The following is an 18,738-nucleotide window of genomic DNA, read 5'->3' as shown; positions in this document are numbered from 1 at the left end:
CCTTCGATGAAGAAGAAAACGCAGGAAATACAGTCGCCTGCGAGGCGATTACCGCGTCAAGCGAGATCGCAACTGAAGATCGAACTCATGTTTGAGGCTGCCATGCGGCTGCTCGATGAGGGCGATGTGCGCACCCTGACCACCAACGCGGTGGCTGAACGCGCCGGCGTCAGCATCGGTACGCTCTACCAGTATTTCGGAGACAAGGAGTCGCTGCTGGATGCACTCGTCGAACGCGAGCTCGGGGATATGGCAGGGAAAGTGATGGCATCGGTGAATACCGAGGCGCCCATGGAAGGCGGCGAGCGTCTGCGCCGTATCGTGAGCGCCGTCGTGGGCTCTTACGGCGGACGTAACCGCGTGCACCGCCAACTCATCGCGCACACCATGAGCCGGACAACCGGCCAGGGACTCGCGCCGATGTATGCACAGGTGATGACCACCATGACCTCACAAGGCGTGGCCCTTCCTGGGGAGGAACCGCAGCCACTGACGCCGGCACAGGCTTTCGTGCAGACTTACGCTATTGCCGGGGTGCTCCGGAACTATGCGCTGAGTGAGAACCCGCCACCGAAAGCGGAGATCGAAGACGCGCTTATGGACCTTATCGGCGGATTCATGCAGCGGACGTCCAAACGGTAAGCGTCTGCAGGAACTACCCAACTGCCCGTCAAAGGTGGGCACGAACGGTAATGGACATCAGCGGGCGGCCCCTCCTATTCATCAGGTCACTCAGTTGGAGAAGGGATGAGCGCGGATTACAGCAGCCAAGCGCGCGTGGCAGAAACGGTGGAGGCGAAGGTCAGGCCCGCATGGCGCTTGATTAGCGTCTCGACTTCGATATTTTAAAGAACGACTCTTTCAGCCTCACTAAGGCACCGCTCCCAGAAGTCAATGGCGGCCGTAGCCCAATCGAGCGACCTCCACTCGCGCAACGGGTGAACGGGACGCTTCCAATTGCCAATTGCTGGGGGCCCATTCAATGTCTGACGGGGAAGCAGTTCCGAATGTCGCGGCCCTTGTTGTCGACGGGGTGGCCTTGAGTGAATCGTTGCTTGCTGGCGACCTGTCCGAAGCCCGTTTCCGGGCCCACATCATCGCAAGACATGCGGTCGGGTCGCACCTGCGTGACGTGCACTCGACAGCCGCCGAGGTCGTCCGCCTCCTCGGTGAGCCTGGCAATCCACCCAAGCCAGGCTATGCATTGGGTGTTCTGGCGTTTTCTGAGGCGCTCGACCGGGCGTTGACCTATCTCAGGGTCTGATAAGGGACTGGGGCGCCATGCGCCGTTCCCAGCCGCTTCGATAAAACGGCCGGAACACGCATGGTGCAGAACAATCAGGTGGCGCGGGCAGTCCATCCCAGGCCTACACCCTCGATACCCCCCCCTAATCACCCTGCCCTGGTGACTTTTGCTTGGCCAGCTCGCCGACCAACGCATCGGCGTGTGCGGGCCTGACCGACACCCATCAGTGGCCGGTTACCCTCCACCGTCGCCCGCATGTGCTCCATCGAGTCCTCCATCTGGTATCCATACCGGGCGCGGGCAATCTGGTGTGCGCCATGCAGGACGTTGCTGGCGAAGATCCGCGGCATGTTGTCGGTGTAACCCGCCACGTAGCTGCGGTGGACATCCGCCCAGGCCGCGCATGCCGAAACGCTGTAGGGAAAATCCTACAGACTGAAGCTGCCCCGGGGAGTAACCTGCCGCCGCCTGCGGTCAGGAAGCCTTCCGACCGCTCCGGGTCATCACAGGAGGGAATCAGCATGCATGACGGTATTTATAAGATCGAGTTCAGCGCGCCAAGCAACCCAAGCACGGGATTCGGCGGTGGACTCGTCACGATCAAGGGCGACACGATCAACGGTGGCGACCACGGCTTTGTTTACCGTGGCCCCCTTCGTGCGGTCGAAGCGAAGTGCTCTGGCCGGATTCACGTCTCGCGATGGAATCCAGCCGTCCAGAACGTATTCCCTGGCCAGGTTGATTTCGAACTTGAGTTCAATGGCGAGTTCGATGGCAAAGGCGGGCTGAAGGGCGTTGGGCAACTGGTCGGTAACCCGGCGCTCCTACTAACCGTGACCGGGCACAAGGTCTCTGACGCCGCTTAGCCTATTGGTCCGGTCTTGGTCAGCATGTGACGTAACTATCTGGTCTGCCGGGCCTGGACGCAGGTTCGACTCCCGCCATCTCCACGGATACGGCCTGCTAAGTGCTTAAATTACCTAGGCGGCTTTTTCGTTTATAGGTATGGAACGGTTTGGATTGGCCTACGTTGGTCCGTTTTTATCAAGGAGAGAGATCGCGATGTGGCTCGATAGTTTCGTCTCTCTTGCTGCCGGCGCCGCTGCCGAGACATCTTCGCTCAGTGCATTGATGCCGACGATTCAAGCTCTCGGCGGCGTGCTCGTTGGCGGCTTCGTCACGTATCTGGTGAGCGCACAAAACGATCGGCGCAAAGACGCGGAAGACACGCGTCGCTTAGCGTTGTCGGTCGGTGCAGAAGTACGAGCAGCGCTGCATGCCCTTGATCTCTCCATTAAGATGAACGAAGGAATCAGTCAGGAGGATCGGCTCGAAAACATGCGATACATCGAGCTTCCTCCGGACTACGCCCCGATCACCCGAGAAGCATCGAAGACCGTGGGTCGCTTCCCGACGCCGGTGGCGGAGCAGATCGCCCAGTACCTCATCTTGATGGCGAACTTCAAGCAACAGGTGGATGGTTGGCGTCGCATGCACGCCGACGGCGTCCTTACCGACGAGAAGTTCGCGACGAGGATCGTCAGCGTGGCGCCGCTCATCGACGCGCTTCGAACACGCGCCAACGAGCTGCCGGCGACTATCGATCGGTACTACAAGCGCGACCGYGCATGATCTCGAGTCAGGTACACAATGGCTCAACCGAGCTGTTTACGAGGCATCCTTTTTAGGCGCATCCCCTCGTGACCCCCCGTTGCGCCGTGAAGCACCCCGCCAGTTTTATTCGGATTCGGGTCCTGTCTCCCGTCATTCAACTGGCACGAACTGACCGATCGAGAAGCCGTCGACGCTGGCCACCTTGCCACGCCAGATGAGGGCCTTGGCGTCGCGGCTCGGAATGTAATCGCCCGCTTCCGAGACGTACCTTGCGTCGACCAGGTGGATAAAGGCGGGTGGCATGCCGGGTACTCGCTTCGGCTTATCGGGATCAGGACGTTTGGCTTCGATGCATGCAACCAGAGACTCGGCAAGCTTCTTGTCCTCGACGGCCCCCATCAGCTTAACCGCGTGATCGAAATACACCTGTAGCGACGACAGCTGACCTGTGATGAGCTGACCGCCCACTGACAAGGTGATTGGAATGCCCAACCCTATGTTTGCGAGTTCCACGAACTCTGTCAGGAGGTAATCGCCGGCAAACAGGCGGTCCATCTGGGCCTGCCGTTCTTCCGGTACCAGCTTGTCGAGCGCTTCTGCCAGTTCGTCCTTGCCGTCGTCGGCCTCGATTGTCGCATTGCCAGCATTGTGGTCAGTCATGGTTGCACTCCTGCGCGTTGAAGGAGGCGGCATTCTGGCATGCCCCATTGCCCGTGGTGAGAGGATCGCCGGGTGAGACGTGTGGGCCACAGAATCGGCAAGCAGCCCGGCCGTACAGCAGGCACTTCACCTGGTTCGCCAACCGGCACAAACGCTTGAGCGCGCGGCCAGCAAAGAAATCTCTGGCGGCTAGGTCAAGTCTGCCTCGCTGGCGTCGCTCTGCGTGAGATTTCTAGAGGACTTGATATACATCGTCTGTGTGCGCAGCCTCGACGATAGGAGGGCCAGCGAACGGTCTAACTCGTGCTCAAAGACGAACGGTGATTGCGTGGTTGCGTGGTTGCGATAATCTGTACGCACTTGGCTGCGGCTAGCGTTCTCGACTGCACGCTGCATGCAGGGCCGCGAGCTCTTTTGGGTGATGGCAGGACAGCCACCGGGTGAGCTCGCCGTCGGCCAAGACCTTTGTAACAATCCCGGCAAGGACCACCCCTTCGAGCACCGCCAAGCCTTCCGCTCTCCCGTTCTCCGGAAGTCTTGAGGAGCGTCCTATCGATATCCGTCGGATACCGTGTCGCTTGAGCATGTCGGTAGCTCGCGTGTCACCTAACAGGGTGCTTAGGGCCTTCGTCACATCGTGGAACCGGGCCTCCGACCTGCCCGCCTCAACCGCCAAGGTTTCGGCATCGCGCCGCCGGATCCACTCCCGTTCTGAGCGGGTCACCCACACAGTTGTGTCTCCATCCGGGATAGCCTGGCGAGGTCGTTCAGAACGGCCAGTGAGGTATACCTGCAACCTTCGACCAAGGGGCCATTTCGCATGTAAAAGCACTTCGGCCAAGTCGGAAACAAGACACTCGGCAGCACGAAGTAATCCATAGGCCCTGGCTCGCCATAGACACTGCGTGCGAAAACCACGATGTCGGTGTCTTCGGGCCTGCGGTGGTTGAACCACTGCTGGCTGGCCCCCGCTGGTCGGGACCCGTGGACCACCATGAATGACAGGGTCCAGGCCCCGTCCACATTCAGCCGCAATCCGTTCCGTTCCACAATTGAACCGTCGTCCTCCAGTTGCTCAGCTGCAAAGGACGTCAGGCTTTCGCGCCAGCGCGTGAGCCAGGAGCGAATTTCGGCATATCTGGCGTGTTGGCCCGGGGTAAAACCGACTGCCTTGTACAGGGCAGTTAAACCGCCGAACCGGCAAGCGATGCCATGGCTCGACATCAGCCCAGGGGCTGCGTCGAGGAGGGGTGCAGTCAAGCGACCTTCTTTTTTCAGAAGCGCCCGGACGCCATCCAGCAAGGTGGCGTTGGTCACGTGCTCGCGGGATTGCACCCGTCGCGCCCTCACTGCCTCGAAGAGATTTTTCGAAACCACCGCTTCATACGCCCCGTCCTGGCGAATCCAATCGACTTCCGGGTTGTGGACTAGCCTCCCCGCAAGCTTCTTGCTCGACCGGCAGTACACAGCATCACCCATGTACTTCTCTCCATCCAGAACAGTGCGGACCGTGCTGTACACCCAAGGCTTTCCCCGGTGTGTCAGAACTCCTTTCTCGTTGAGGAGGCGCGCAATCTCCGTGCAGCCACGTCCATTGATGTACTGCTGGAACATCCAACGTACCCGCTTCACTTCGTCTGGCGGACCAGGCACGAGAATGACGCGGTCCGTGTGCACGCTCTTGTGTTCGCCATCTTTGAGAAGAAATTTTTCTTCGCCGTCTCCGCTGATGAGCAATCTTCGAAGGCCATAACCGGCAATGGCACCCTGCCTGTAACCGAGCATTGCAAGCCGCCGCTGTCCGGCCGAAGTCTTCGCCGACAGTTCACGGCTGTACTCAGCCGCCATCGCTCTTTTCAGGCCCTTGAACACCATGGAGAACGGACTGAGGTCATTCTCGAAAGGCTCGCCCACGTAGATGACCTGCACACCGGACCGCCAGCACAAGAATTCGTGAAAGGCGCCTTCGTCGGTGTTCTGGAACCTGCCCCATCTGGTCACGTCGAGCACCAGCACGCCATCAAATCCAGCGTTCCCGCCCCTAATGTCATCCAACAATGCAGTAAGGCCTGGGCGCCGCTCTATGGTTAACCCACTGCGTCCTGCGTCTTGGTACACGCGCACAATCTTCATGCCGTGCTGGGTGGCATAGGCGTTGATGGCGCTCCTCTGATTTTCCAGGGAATAGCGCTGCATGTCCGTCGACATGCGCATGTAAGCCGCGACGACAGCGGGCTGGGCGGTGGATGCGGACCTTGGTCGAATAAGCACGAGCGTGGCACCGTGCGGCCGTTGGACGGCCGGCCATCCACTGTAGGCCGACTTTGCGCGGTCGAAAAGCCTGTAACAGGGTTGGTACAGTTCGGCGGCACTTTCCAGCATTCGTCGTTGAGCGCTTGCAGAAGYGGACCAATGGCACGGCCGATATACTCGCCGCATGGATTCCCGCGAAAACTACATCCTTGATGTCGCCGTCCTTGTCCGCGAGGCGGCCGCCATGGGTGATGCCGCCCTGGAGATGGATATGGACGAAGCCCGCTTTCGAGCCCAGCTGATTGCAGCGAAGGCCGATGATGCCGGTTACGTCGACTTGGCTCTTGCCGCCGCGCACCTCGTTGTCATCCTTGGCCCGGTGGGTACAGCACCGTTGCCCGGTTACGGGGCAGGCATATTGCGCGTTGCCGACGAACTCGATGCCCTCGGGTTCGAACCGCTCTAACTTGGTGGAATGAGAAACCCCCTGTGAAGGCGAATGTTGTCCCAGGATGAGCCTCATGGAGCATCGCCGTGACTGTTCACCCGCCAGGCCGACGTTCGAATGGTTGATGCGGCTCCCGCCTGACCGGGAATGCACTTCTTGCCCACTGCGAGGACCATTAATTTCATGGAATCGTCGGAGTTCATGCTGCCAGTGCAGCTGGCCCCATCTGTCCGACGAGTAGAGCGTCTGGCGCGCCTAGCTACTCGCGGGACACTCATTAAGAGCCAAGCTACGAAACTCGTAGTATCTAGCTGGCGCCCAAGTTACGAATCTCGTAGGCCCTTCGTAGCCTGCGAACACGCCCCTTGGATCCGCAACGAGACCTTCGATTAGTCTTTCAGCGCCGCTTGAAGGAAGCGCGAGAAGCCAAACAGCTTTCTCAAAAAGAGCTTGGCATCCGTGCCGGCTTGGATCGCTTCGTGGCGAGTACCCGTATCAACCGCTACGAACTCGGTGTACATCAGCCAGATTTGACGACGGTGCAGCGCTTGGCAGACGAGCTCAACGTTCCGGCTGCATTCCTGTTCGCCTTGGACGAGAAGCTCGCCAGTTTGATCGTTATTTTTGAACGCCTCCCGGCACGCGAAAAAGATCGGTTGCTGAAGTCACTTGAGAGCGGCGGGAGTTAGCTTGGGTGGCGGGCTGCGTCTATCCGCGACAGATACGTTCGATCAACCACTCCCGTAAGTCCGCAAGTGTCAAGCATGCGCGTTTTTCGCTGGCGTAGTCTCCCCGCTGCTTTGAGCGACTAAACGTCGTACCGGGAAGCTCGTGGACTTCGGTCATCACGGTACCCATCAACCGCTCGATGTGGCCGCCGTAATGAGGCTGACCGGGGGGGCGCCACCGAAGTTCGATGCCATGCTGCGAGCACCCTCGCTGAAAGGCCTGCGATGTAAGGTCGCTGCCGTTGTCCACCAAAATGCAGTCGGGACGGCCATACATCGGCCACAATCCGCCTTCCACCGCATTCTCTGGCTTCGGGCACATCATGTGGGCAACGCACATCGCTACTGAGACTGACGAAGGCGCCCGTTCGGTTAGATACCACCCGACAACGCAGCGCGTGGCCACGTCGACAGCCAGGGTCAACCATGGGCGCCCCATCAACCTACCAGCATTAGCAAATGTTGCGACGTCGCGCGAGGGAGGCTTCGTATACGCTGCTATCCGTGTTCGATCGCGACAGTCGGATCAATGCTCGTACTGTTACTCACCGATGCTGTTACGACGCTATCGAAGCGTCGGAAATGAGATCGCCTCGAGTTCTATCAGCGACTCGTTCCCCGCCATCGCATCCGGTGGATCTCGGCAAAGCGCTCAAGGAATTCGAACATCGCACCTTTGTAGCGCAGCGCTTCGGCGGGTACCCGAGTACCCCATGTCGTATAGAGATTTCGAGCCTGCAGAAACCCCCGCGGGCGATTTGACATCGCCGCCTTCTGAACTCAAGCGATCGCTTTCACTCGCCGACCTCATTATCTACGGGCTGGTATTCATCGGTCCTATAGCTCCCTTCGCCTTCTATGGCTACGTCAGCAGCACGGCGAAAGGCATGGTCGTTCTTGCCTATGTGGTAGGTGCGATCGCGATGTTCTTTACTGCCTACAGCTATAAGCTCTTGTCCGCAGATTTCCCACTTGCCGGATCCGTATTCGCGTATGCCCGACGCGCCATCGGAGAAAAAACGGGATTCATCGCGGGATGGATGCTCGTTCTCGATTACATCCTGCTGCCTGCCGCAGTGTATCTGGCAGCTGCGAATGCACTTCATGAGATAGTGCCAGCCTTGCCACGCTGGGCAATGGTTTTGGCATTCATCAGTGCAGGGACCGTCATCAACTATATCGGCGTACAGATCACCGCTGTGGTCAACAAGCTGATCGTTGTCGTGCAGCTTGCCATTCTTGCCGCCTTCATCGTCCTGGGTCTTTACGCTCTGAACCACGGTGCAGGCGCGGGTCATCTGACCTTGAAGCCGCTGTATCAAGCGCATGTCTTCAGCATCGGCCTGGTGTTCTCGGCTGTTTCATTGTCAGCGTTGTCGTTTCTCGGGTTCGACGCGATTTCAACGCTCGCTGAGGAAACGAAGGGTGACAGCAAGCGACTTATTGGCCGCGCCACCCTTATCTCGCTGGCTCTCGCGGCTGTCCTGTTCGTCGTACAGACTTGGATCGCGGCCGACCTTGCCAATGGCATGGCGTTCGCCTCGCCGGATACTGCCTTTTACGAGATTATTGCCATAGCGGGCGGCAAGACCTTCAGCATCGTCACCGCGTTCATCTGTGCCGTGACATTCGGTCTTTCGTCGGCGAGTGTTGTACAGGCTTCCATCTCTCGCTTGCTCTATGCGATGGCCCGTGAGGGAAGAATGCCGGCCTTCATGTCTGCCGTGCATCCGAAGTTTAAAACCCCCTACAAAAGCCTGCTCTTCGTATCGGCCGTGTCGGTCGCCGTTGCCATGGCGTTTCTCAATCATTTTGACCTCATCGGCATCCTGGTCAATTTTGGGGCACTCACGGGATTTCTGATCCTTCATGTCACCGTGGTAGTGCACTTCATCATTCGCAAGCGCTCGCGCGCGTACGCCAAACACTTGGCGTGTCCAGCCATCGGCTTCTGCATCCTTGCGTATGTCCTGTACTACATGGAGCCGGACGCATGGTTGCTTGGACTCAGCTGGCTCGCCTTAGGCCTGGGTGGCTATTGGCTATTCGTCGTCAGGCAGCGGAACCGGCCCACGGCTGCCGTTCCGCGACGCTGACACACCTGTTTACCTCCACCCACTATGCATGCGGAGCTCATCCATGTTCGAACGTGACCCGGTCCTACTGAACGAACAATTCATAGCCTTTGGAAAGCTGCTCGTGGCGGGCAGACCCGGGGCCGATGCCTGGGAGAAGGATGGGATGAGGACGTATTGGGCAGGTAGCTCCGCCGTTTTCTTCAACCTGATCTTCCTTTCCGAGCCCGTCACCGATCGCTCGATGCTGAATCGACGATTGCACGTGGCGGCAGATTACATGCGATCGAAGACCGACCCAGGACTGTTCTTCATATCGGAAGACTATCTCGATAACGAGGTTCWCGGAGCATTCGACGCTGCCCTGGAAGAAGCCGGCCTCGTATCAATGATCGAAACGATTGGCATGATCGGCGATCTGGCCGCCTTCGAAGAAGGCTCGAGACCTGCTGGGCTTCGCTTCGCTCGCGTCACCGACGAGAGCGGATTCTACGAATGTGCTGATATAAACAGCGAGGCTTACAGCTTACCCGTAGAGCTGATGCGAGATGGACTCGATGGTGCGACGCTGTGGAAGAAGAGTGCCTATTGCTATCTCGCCTATCTAGGTGACACTGCCGTAGCGACAGCGTCAGTTGTGGAAATCGACGACGTGCTTTATGTCGGACTCGTGGCCACGCGGCCGGAGGCGCAGCGCCGCGGATTCGCAGAAGCAACTGTACGGCACGCGTTGAGGGTTGCAAGCGAGGCAACCGGCCACCGGAAGACCTGCCTACATGCGACGCAAGCGGGCTACCCTGTTTATGAGCGTATGGGCTACACGCCGGTGACTCGCATACTGGGCTTCGGCCCAGCTAGTTCGTCAGACTCATGACTTCAGGCGGAGGCCTAACGCCCTTCCGTTCGATGGCCTGACACCGGGTCGTGTACCTTTGGGTGGCTGTCGTTCCGGCCTCCATTCCTTCATCAGCAATGCGGCCCTCTTCTTTTGCTGAGAGTTCGGCCACCATATGGTGGCCGAGAGGGTTACAGTCAGGCCAACGGCCGGACCACCTACGAAGCCTGCTTACCTGTCGTTACCTGTCGCCCAGGCCCTCTGCTTCGCGGGATGCACGCACGCTAGGACGCTGCTCCATGCGTGCCATGAACCTCTGGATAGACGCGTAGGCTGAGATATCCACGTTCACACGCGGCGGCCAGCACAACACGTTGTAAAGGTATGCGTCCGCCACTGAGAAATCGGGACCTAGCACGTATTCCTTGTGTAAAAGGTGTGCATCGATGTACTCGAACTTGCTGGCCAGGCTGCCTTCGGCGAAGCGAACCTTTGACACTGCATCGATGAGAGGAGAAAACATCAGCGCCATGCCCCGATGCAGATCGGTCGCCACATAATTCACCCATTCCAGCGCCCGGTACCGCTCTCGGCTTCCGTACGCTGGTAGTAATCGCCGCGCCGGGTAGCTGTCGGCGATCCATTGCAGGATCACCGCGCTTTCCGTGAGGACGTCACCATCGGCCAGCTTCAGCGCGGGTACGAAGCCCTTCGGAGTGACCTCGAAGTAATCGCCTTCCGCCGTCGTCTTGGTGCCAAAGTCGACCTTGACCAGCTGGAAAGCCTGCCCTGCTTCGCGCAATGCAATCTGTGAGGCCAGGCCACAGGAACCAGGTGAGTAGTACAGTTTCAAGAAAATCTCCTATCGTGTCAGTAACTCGAAATCCGTTGCGTCGTGCCTTTCGCGCAAGAACTCCCCGGGCTCCCCATTCGTGCGGTTGACGATTCGACCGCGCGAAACGGCACGGCGTGCGGCGATCGTCTTGTACCAACGCAGCAGGTGGGTGTATTGCTCCACGGCGAGGAACTCGTGCGTGTTGTAAACGCCGTACAGACTGCCGGGATGCCACGGCCATACCGCCATGTCGGCGATCGTGTACTGGTCGCCGGCGAGGAACTCATGCGATGCAAGGTGCGTATTCAACACGTGCAACTGGCGTTTGGTTTCCATGGCGTAACGATCGATCGCGTATTCAATCTTGATCGGCGCATAGGCGTAGAAATGGCCAAGTCCGCCACCCACAAACGGCGCCGTCCCCATCTGCCACATGAGCCAGTTGAACGTTTCGGTTCGTGCGATACCGGACGTAGGTAGGAACGCCCCGAACTTCTCGGCAAGGTAGACGAGGATGGATCCACTCTCAAAGACGCGTGTCGCCGGATCGGTGGTGTGGTCCACCAGCGCGGGAATCTTCGAGTTGGGATTGACCTCTACGAAACCGCTACCGAACTGATCGCCCTTAAAGATGTCGATCAGCCACGCGTCGTACTCGGCACCGGCATGTCCTGCCGCAAGCAGTTCCTCGAGCAGGATGGTGACCTTCTGCCCGTTCGGCGTTCCCTGCGAATAGAGCTGTAGCGAGTGGTTGCCGACCGGTAAAGCCAGTTCGAAACGCGCCCCCGATTCGGGGCGGTTAATGCTGGCGAACTGGCCACCGTGGTCGGTTTTGGGGCGCCAAACCTTGTCCGGTGTGTAACCGACCGGTTGGCTGTCGGCAAATGTGTGGCTCATCGTTTACTCCTTCCGTCGCGTCTGTTGGACTCGCCACCTGCGCGTATCACAGGCTGCCCGGGTAGACGAATGCTGGCCACCCGCGCATATGATTAATGAAGCGCTCGCTCAGACCGCCATTCCGTAAATACTGTGCAGTCACCGGAAGTTGCGGGCTCTCATAGAACGGGTCCTGCTCCACCTGGCGTGGGAAGTCGCGCTGAAGAATGCCGGCGCGGCCGATCAACACGAAGTCGCAGCCACGCTGCAGGAGCTCGGCAGCGCGCCGTGCGCCCATGATTTTCCCTGCCACACCCAACCGCACGCCTTTACGCGGGAGATGGGTGAACACGCCAAGCATGGACTGGCCCTTGAATGCGCCCTCCTGAACGACCTGAGCGGAATCCCACAGCGCAAGGTCGAGGTAGTCGATCAGCTCCCGGTCGAGGATGTCGGCAGTGATGTCGCGCAGCTCCTCGAGCCGCAGCCCGTAACGCTCGATCGACAGGCGCCACCCGATCTGAAAATCCGGCCTGCAGACTCGCCGAATGCCCTCGATAACCTCGATGGTCAGTCGCGCCCGATTTTCGACCGTGCCGCCATACTTGTCCGTGCGATCGTTAAGAAATGGCGACATGAACTCCGACAGGATCCACCCGAACGCACCGTGCACCGCTACACCATCGAACCCTGCCAGTTCGGCTCGCCTAGCGGCGGCGATGAAACTGTCGCGAATTCGTTCAACCTCCTCGGTGGCCAACGCCCTGATTCCGGGCAGCGTTCGACATGATGCGGGCGCCGGAATGCCGCCCAGTTGGGGATTTGCACGATGGCCGGCATGGTGCAGCTGCACCGCAGAGAGGCCACCGCCTTCGCGAATGGACGTTGCCATGCGTGTCAGGCCCTCTAACTGGGCGTCGCTATGGATGCCCAGCTGCCGCCCGAAGGCGATGCCACCACGTTCGACCGTGGTCGCACAGGTCTGCACGAGGCCATAGCCACCGCGCGCTATCTGGGCCATCCACTCCAGGTCGAATTCAGAGGCGAAGCCTTCGTGCTCGCTCTGCTGATTGGTGAGTGGCGCCAACATGAAGCGATTGCGCATGGCCGGGCCGTGCAAAAGCGATAGCGGTTTGAACAGGTCCGACGTGGACATCGGATATCTCCAGGTGGAAGTGATGAGAGTGGGATGGATGCAKCTTTTCCGACTCAACGCGCGGCTTGGGAATCACGGAGGTCGGGTTCCTGCCACCCGCCTCCGAGCGCACGCACCAGATCGACCGTCGCTCGCGCACGCTCGCCTTCGGTCTGGATGAGCGATTGGCTGCTGCGCAGTAGCGTGCGTTCCGCGTCGACTACCGCCAGGTAGTCGACATCGCCCTCGTCGAAGCGGGCATTCGTCGCCACCACAACTCGCGAGGACGCATCCTCCGCCCGACCCAGGTAGACGATACGTTCGTCGAATGTACGTATCGAGACGAGGGCGTCTTCCACTTCGCGGAAGGCCCGAAGGACCGTCTTCCGATACGCCGCCACCCGTTCCTCGTAGCGTGCGTGTGCGCGGGCAACGTCCGCCTTACGTTTTCCGCCGTCCAGAATCGGCAGGTTTAGCATCGTCCCCACCAAGGGGCCTAAAAGGAAGGTACGCTGCGACCAGTTGCCGAGATTGTTGAGTTCCTGCGACTCGTGCCCCAGGGCCGCGGTCAGTGACAAGGACGGAAAGAAGGCTGCCCGCGCAACGCCGATGCGCGCATTCTCCGCCGCCATTGCCCGCTCCGCAGCGGCGATGTCTGGCCTACGCTCCAGCAGGCTGGATGGCATGCCTGCCGGAAGCCGGATATCTACTTTCTTCGGCCCGCTCGGTTCCAACGCAAACCCTTCAGGCGCCCTGCCCAGCAGCACGGCTAATGCGTGGGCGGTCACGGCGTATTGCCGCTCCTTCGCGGCCTGCTCGGCCCGGGTGGTGTACAGCTCCGTCTCTGCTTGGTCGCGCAGCGCCTGTGCGACGTCGCCCGCACTGAGCTTTCGCTCTAGCACGTTCAGTCCACCTTTCCGCAAGCGCACCGTCTCCGACAGCAGGCGCCGTTCTTCGTCTAGCTGACGCAGGCTGAAATACGTCGTCGCGACGTCGGCCTGAACCATAAGAAGCATCTGATGCGTGAGTGCGCGTTGCTGGGCTTCATCACCGCGCGCCGCAGCCACCCCCGACGAAACCCGACCGAAGATGTCTACCTCATAGGCGGCCTGGACCTGGACCCGCCACAGTGTCTGCGTCGTGCCAGGCACGCCGTCGCCTTTGCCATTGGCGGCACCGGACGTGCGCTGCCGCGTCGGACCGAACCCCACGTCCACATCGGGAATACGTTCGGACACAGCGCTCCGGGTGAGGGCACGGGCCTGCTCAAGCCTCGCCATCGCGATAGCCACATCGGGATTGGCTTTGAGCGCATCCTCTTCCAACCGAACCAGAACAGGGTCGCCGAAGGCGCCCCACCAGGGGGAAGGCGATTGGGTATCCCCGGGTTCGGCCGGCTTCCATCGACCGAGCGCCTCAGTCGGGACCTCTTTGGAGATCGCAAGGTCCTGCAGCTCCACGAATTGCCCAGGGACGTCCCATGATGGGCGTTTCTCGACCGGCGCGAGCGAACACGAAGACAGCAGCGCAGCAAGCGCCATGGCGAGCGTGCATCCGACCGTACCGCGAATGCCCTGCCTTTCAGTGAGAGTCGTATTCATACCTCACCTTCTGCGTCGCTCGAGCCCGCGCTATGCGGGACGATCGTCGGCGCATCGTGATGTGAGGCCGAATGCAGCGGCTTGCCCCCGCCGAGCGCCCTGACGACGACGTAAAACAACGGCGTCAGGAACAGCCCGAACACGGTGACGCCGATCATGCCGAAGAACACCGAGATGCCCATGGCGTGGCGCATCTCCGCGCCCGCACCGTGCGAAAGTACTAGCGGAATCACGCCCATGATAAAAGCCATGGAGGTCATCAGGATCGGTCGCAAGCGCAGCCTGCTCGCCTCGATCACCGCCTTCACCGTGGACATGCCCGCCATTTCCAACTCGCGCGCAAACTCGACGATCAGAATCGCATTCTTCGACGCCAGCCCGACCAGCACGATCAACCCGATCTGGGTGAAGATGTTGTTATCGCCTTGGCTGAGCCAAACGCCGAGCAATGCGGAAAAGATGCTCATCGGGATGATGAGAATGATCGCCAGAGGCAGGGTCACGCTTTCGTACTGAGCCGCCAGCACGAAGAACACCAACAGCACGCACAGGGGCAGGATCCACACGGCGCTGTTGCCAGCGATGATCTGCTGATAGGTCAGGTCGGTCCATTCGAAGCTCATGCCCGGCGGCAGCGTCTCTGCCGCAATGCGCTGGACGGCCGCCATCGCCTGGTCCGATGAATAACCAGGCGCGGGACTTCCGCTGACATCGGCGGCGGTGAAACCGTTGTAGCGCGCGACCTGATCAGGGCCATAGGTATGTTTGATGGACATCAGCGAGGCGAGCGGGATCATCCGACCCGACTCACTGCGGACATGCAGCTGTCCGATGTCGGTGGGATTCGCGCGATAAGGTGCATCCGCCTGCATGCGCACCTGGTACACGCGTCCGAGGAAGTTGAAGTCGTTAACGTAGCAAGAGCCAAGAAACGATTGCAGCGTGCTGAAGATGGCTGGCGTGTTGACGCCCATCTGCTGGGCCTTTTCGCGGTCGATATCGACCTTCAACTGCGGAACGTTCACCGTATACGTCGAGAAGAGCGAGGTCAGCTCCGGCGCAGCGGACGCCTTCTTGATGAAGGCCTGGGTGGCCTTGTACAGGGCCTCGTAACCAAGGTCCGCACGATCTTCGATCTGCAGCTTGAAGCCACCCAGGGTTCCCAAGCCATACACCGGCGGCGCCGGGAAAACGGCCGTGAAGGCATGACCGATCTTGCCGTACTCGCGGTTGAGGTCAGCCGTGACCTGGTCGGCGGAGATGCCCGGCCGCTCCTTGAAGGGCTTCAACAGAACGAAGGTCAGCGCCGTGCTTGGGCTCTTGGTCACGCCGTTGATCGACAGCCCGCTGTAGCTTGAGGTACCCATCACGGCCGGATGCTTGAGCGCGATGAGGTTCATCTGGTTCATCGTTGCTTCGGTGCGGTCCAGCGTTGAACCTTCGGGCAGCTGCGCCAGGCTGACGATGTATTCCTTGTCCTGCGCCGGGACAAAGCCGCCCGGCACATGATCGGTCAGCCACCAGGTAACACCCAGCAGGCCGACGTACACAACGAGCATGGCGCCCTTGTGCTTCAGCAGGCCACCGACGCCGCCGCCATACGTCTCGGAGGATCGGTCGAAGAAGCGATTGAAACGCGCGAAGAAGCCGCCGAACATCGCCTGCGTCAGCCGCGTCACAGGATCCGGCTTGTCGTCGTGCCCCTTCAACAGCAGCGCTGACAATGCCGGCGAAAGTGTCAACGAGTTCACAGCGGAGATCAGCGTAGAGATCGCGATGGTTACCGCGAACTGCTTGTAGAACTCGCCCGTCAGGCCGCTCAGGAAGGCAAGCGGCAGGAACACCGCGGACAGTGTCAACGCGATGGCGATGATCGGACCACTGACCTCGCGCATGGCCTGATAGGTTGCTTCACGGGGACTGAGGCCGCGCGCGATGTTCCGCTCGACGTTCTCGACAACCACGATGGCATCGTCCACCACGATGCCGATGGCCACGACCAGGCCGAAGAGTGAAAGCGTATTGATCGAGTAGCCTGCCAGATACAGGAACGAGAACGTACCGACAATCGAGACAGGTACGGCGAGTAGCGGAATGATCGATGCGCGCCAGGTCTGCAGGAACAGGAATACCACCAGCACGACCAGCGCCACCGACTCCAACAAGGTCGTGACAACTGCCTCGATACCTGTCCGCACTGCCCGGCTTGGTTCATAGACCACGCGATATATCAGGTCGTTTGGAAACTGCTTGGAGAGTTCCTCCATGACTTGGTGGACTTCAGTGGAAATCTGCAGCGAGTTCGCGCCCGGTGCTTCCTGGACAGCGAGCGCAATGGCCGGCTGATTGTTCAACGTGGCACGGATTCCGTAGTCCTCAGCGCCGAGCTCCACCCGAGCCACGTCGCCCAGACGGGTGATTGCGCCATGGTTGTCAGACTTGATCGCGATCCCGCGGAACTCGTCCGGTGTTTTCAATCGTCCGTCGGCGTTAATGGTTAGCTGGAAAGCTGTCTCCGGCGAGGTTGGCGCGCTACCGACCGTACCTACTGCTGCTTGAATGTTCTGGCGTCGGATGGCCTCGGCGACATCGCTCGCGCTCAAACCGCGCTCTGCCAGGGCGGCCGGATTCAGCCAGACACGCATGGCATACCCGCCGGGTCCCCAGAGCACGACGTCACCTACGCCCGGAATTCGCGCCAACCGATCCTTCACATGCAGGACGGCGTAGTTGCTGATGTAGTTATTGTCGAAGCTGCCCTTGGGCGAAACCATGTGCACAGCGATTGTGATGATGGGCGAGCTCTTGATCGCCGTGACGCCCAATCGCTGCACATCTTCAGGAAGCCGCGGCTGAGCTTGCGACAACCGGGTCTGCACCAACTGTTGCGCCTTGTTCGGGTCGGTGCCCAGGCGAAAGGTGACCGTCAGATAGAGGTGGCCATCGCCGCTCGCCTTGGAGTCCATGTACAGCATGTCTTCCACGCCGTTGATGGACTGCTCGAGGGGCGCGGCAACGGTCTCCGCAATGGTCTTGGCATTGGCGCCTGGATACTGCGCGTGAACCACGACCGATGGCGGAATGACCTGTGGGTACTCTGACACAGGCATGTGAAACGCAGTCACGATACCGCCAATCAGGATCAGGGCGGACAAGACACAGGCGAAGATCGGTCGGTCGATAAAGAATTTCGAGATGTTCATTACCGCGCTCCGGCCACGGCACTGGCAGCGACTGGCGCGGCTTCTGCAACGGCCGATACCGTGGAGCCGGGAGGCGCGTGGTACGCGCCATCAACGATGACTTTCGAACCGGCGACGACGCCGCTACGCAATACGCGCTGCGTGCCCTGCAGCGAGCCGAGCTCGACGTAGCGTTGCTCGACCTTGTTCTCCCCGTTGACGATGAGGACGTACTTACGGTCCTGATCGGTGCCGACCAAGGCATCGTCCACCACAACAGCGTTATAGGATGTACCGCCCTGCAGGCGCACCCGGGCCTGCAAGCCAGACAGCATCTCCGGACTTACCTCGCTGAGGCGTGCGCGGATCCGCACGGTGCCCGATCGGGTATCCATTTGATTGTCGACGGAGTCGATGCTGGCGGCATAAGGGTAGGCGTTGTCGCCGGCAAGGCCGACTCTGATGGTGGGCTGCTGGCCGGCGCGCAAGGAAGGCGCTATCAAGTGGAGATAGCTTTCTTCATCAACGTTGAAGGACGCGTACAGCTTCTCGTCGGAGACGATCCGGGTTAGCGGCAGCGAGTCGCCTCCAGCAACCACCACATTACCGGCAGTGATCTCTGCCCGAGAGATGCGACCACTGATTGGCGCGCGAACCTGCGAGTAATCGAGCTGGAGCTGAGCCGTCGCCAAGGCCGCACGCGCGCCCTTAAGTAAGGCGGCAGCCTCGCGTGCACCGTTATCCAGCGTATCGAACTCGCGACGCGCGATCGCGTTAGCATCGATCAGCTTGCGGCCACGAGCCTGCTCCAGGTCAGCCAGCCGCTGCCGTTGCTCAACGGCAGCCAGGTTTGCCTGTGCCTGTTGAACCTGGGCTTGATAGGGAGCGGGATCGATAGTGAACAGCAGATCGCCCTGATGGACCTGCTGGCCATCCTTAAAATGCACGGTAAGCATCGTTCCCGGCACCCTGGGACGAACGTCGACGATGTCGACGGCCTCCAGCCGACCGGTGTAGTCCTGGGAATCGGAAACAGGCCGCTGCAGTGCGGTCCGGAACGTAACCACGGGCAGTGCTGCGGTGGCTTCGGACGGTGTTTCGGAGTGCTGCCTCCAAAGGACAATGCCCGCGCCGACGAGCACGATGACAGCCGCAGTAGCGGCTAGGCGGATCTTGTTAGGGCGGTTCATGAGATGCGCAGCGGGAAGTGGGACATGCCGCAGTCTGAATTCGCCGCACCGGAGCATCTA

General features: G+C 60.2%; 17 protein-coding genes. 8 read left to right on the top strand and 9 right to left on the bottom strand.

All coding sequences use genetic code 11. The annotated features are described in order from the left end of the window. The first annotated feature begins 6 nt into the window (after positions 1-6). The 4 genes from AC1DYM_RS13100 (at position 7) to AC1DYM_RS13085 (ending at position 2,878) form a co-directional block, all read left to right on the top strand. A complete protein-coding gene (locus AC1DYM_RS13100; protein WP_477338954.1) occupies positions 7-642 on the top strand; it encodes a TetR/AcrR family transcriptional regulator in 636 nt (211 codons plus the stop codon). Positions 643-1,039: 397 nt separating this feature from the next. Continuing rightward, positions 1,040-1,264 carry a hypothetical protein gene (locus tag AC1DYM_RS13095; RefSeq protein ID WP_477338952.1) on the top strand — a complete coding sequence of 75 codons (225 nt, stop codon included), beginning with the start codon at positions 1,040-1,042 and terminating at the stop codon, positions 1,262-1,264. Positions 1,265-1,767: 503 nt separating this feature from the next. Beyond that, on the top strand, positions 1,768-2,112 hold the full coding sequence (locus tag AC1DYM_RS13090) for a GrlR family regulatory protein (RefSeq protein ID WP_477338950.1): 345 nt from the start codon (positions 1,768-1,770) through the stop codon (positions 2,110-2,112). Between the two features lie 196 nt (positions 2,113-2,308). Next, entirely contained in the window at positions 2,309-2,878 is a 570-nt protein-coding gene (locus tag AC1DYM_RS13085; protein ID WP_477338948.1) for a hypothetical protein, read from the top strand. A 132-nt stretch (positions 2,879-3,010) separates the two neighbouring features. On the opposite strand, the gene AC1DYM_RS13080 is transcribed toward AC1DYM_RS13085, so the two are convergent. Continuing rightward, positions 3,011-3,520, bottom strand: coding sequence for a hypothetical protein (locus AC1DYM_RS13080; RefSeq protein WP_477338946.1), 510 nt, complete (start codon positions 3,518-3,520; stop codon positions 3,011-3,013). Between the two features lie 720 nt (positions 3,521-4,240). Further along, the gene (locus AC1DYM_RS13075; RefSeq protein ID WP_477338944.1) at positions 4,241-5,734 is read right to left on the bottom strand and encodes a recombinase family protein; all 1,494 of its coding nucleotides are present in this window, start codon (positions 5,732-5,734) and stop codon (positions 4,241-4,243) included. Between the two features lie 223 nt (positions 5,735-5,957). On the opposite strand from AC1DYM_RS13075, the gene AC1DYM_RS13070 reads away from it, so the two are divergent. Further along, on the top strand, positions 5,958-6,239 hold the full coding sequence (locus AC1DYM_RS13070) for a hypothetical protein (RefSeq protein ID WP_477338942.1): 282 nt from the start codon (positions 5,958-5,960) through the stop codon (positions 6,237-6,239). A 347-nt stretch (positions 6,240-6,586) separates the two neighbouring features. Next, the gene (locus tag AC1DYM_RS13065; RefSeq protein WP_477338940.1) at positions 6,587-6,910 is read left to right on the top strand and encodes a helix-turn-helix domain-containing protein; all 324 of its coding nucleotides are present in this window, start codon (positions 6,587-6,589) and stop codon (positions 6,908-6,910) included. A gap of 19 nt (positions 6,911-6,929) precedes the next feature. Here AC1DYM_RS13065 and AC1DYM_RS13060 read toward each other — a convergent pair whose 3' ends face one another. Then, the gene (locus tag AC1DYM_RS13060; RefSeq protein ID WP_477338938.1) at positions 6,930-7,388 is read right to left on the bottom strand and encodes an integrase catalytic domain-containing protein; all 459 of its coding nucleotides are present in this window, start codon (positions 7,386-7,388) and stop codon (positions 6,930-6,932) included. A 274-nt stretch (positions 7,389-7,662) separates the two neighbouring features. On the opposite strand from AC1DYM_RS13060, the gene AC1DYM_RS13055 reads away from it, so the two are divergent. Continuing rightward, a complete protein-coding gene (locus AC1DYM_RS13055) occupies positions 7,663-9,045 on the top strand; it encodes an APC family permease (RefSeq protein WP_477338936.1) in 1,383 nt (460 codons plus the stop codon). A gap of 43 nt (positions 9,046-9,088) precedes the next feature. Beyond that, positions 9,089-9,898, top strand: coding sequence for a GNAT family N-acetyltransferase (locus AC1DYM_RS13050; RefSeq protein ID WP_477338934.1), 810 nt, complete (start codon positions 9,089-9,091; stop codon positions 9,896-9,898). Between the two features lie 202 nt (positions 9,899-10,100). Here the strand turns inward: AC1DYM_RS13050 and gstA are convergent, their stop codons facing one another. The 6 genes from gstA to AC1DYM_RS13020 are packed head-to-tail and all read right to left on the bottom strand — an operon-like array spanning position 10,101 to position 18,678. After that, entirely contained in the window at positions 10,101-10,712 is a 612-nt protein-coding gene (gene gstA, locus AC1DYM_RS13045) for a glutathione transferase GstA (protein WP_477338932.1), read from the bottom strand. 9 nt (positions 10,713-10,721) lie between these two features. Beyond that, positions 10,722-11,591: a glutathione-dependent disulfide-bond oxidoreductase gene (gene yghU, locus AC1DYM_RS13040; RefSeq protein ID WP_477338930.1), complete on the bottom strand. Its 870-nt coding sequence runs from the start codon at positions 11,589-11,591 to the stop codon at positions 10,722-10,724. 46 nt (positions 11,592-11,637) lie between these two features. Further along, a complete protein-coding gene (locus AC1DYM_RS13035) occupies positions 11,638-12,726 on the bottom strand; it encodes an NADH:flavin oxidoreductase (protein WP_477338928.1) in 1,089 nt (362 codons plus the stop codon). A 53-nt stretch (positions 12,727-12,779) separates the two neighbouring features. Further along, positions 12,780-14,306 (bottom strand): efflux transporter outer membrane subunit, encoded by a 1,527-nt coding sequence (locus AC1DYM_RS13030; protein ID WP_477338926.1) that lies wholly within the window; start codon positions 14,304-14,306, stop codon positions 12,780-12,782. Further along, the gene (locus AC1DYM_RS13025) at positions 14,303-17,509 is read right to left on the bottom strand and encodes an efflux RND transporter permease subunit (RefSeq protein WP_477338924.1); all 3,207 of its coding nucleotides are present in this window, start codon (positions 17,507-17,509) and stop codon (positions 14,303-14,305) included. Before AC1DYM_RS13025 ends, AC1DYM_RS13030 begins: the two co-directional genes overlap by 4 nt. Continuing rightward, a complete protein-coding gene (locus AC1DYM_RS13020; protein WP_477338922.1) occupies positions 17,509-18,678 on the bottom strand; it encodes an efflux RND transporter periplasmic adaptor subunit in 1,170 nt (389 codons plus the stop codon). Before AC1DYM_RS13020 ends, AC1DYM_RS13025 begins: the two co-directional genes overlap by 1 nt. Positions 18,679-18,738: the final 60 nt, after the last annotated feature.

This window comes from Luteibacter sp. P1_D3 (assembly GCF_056406135.1).
This window is presented reverse-complemented; position numbering and strand designations above follow the sequence as displayed.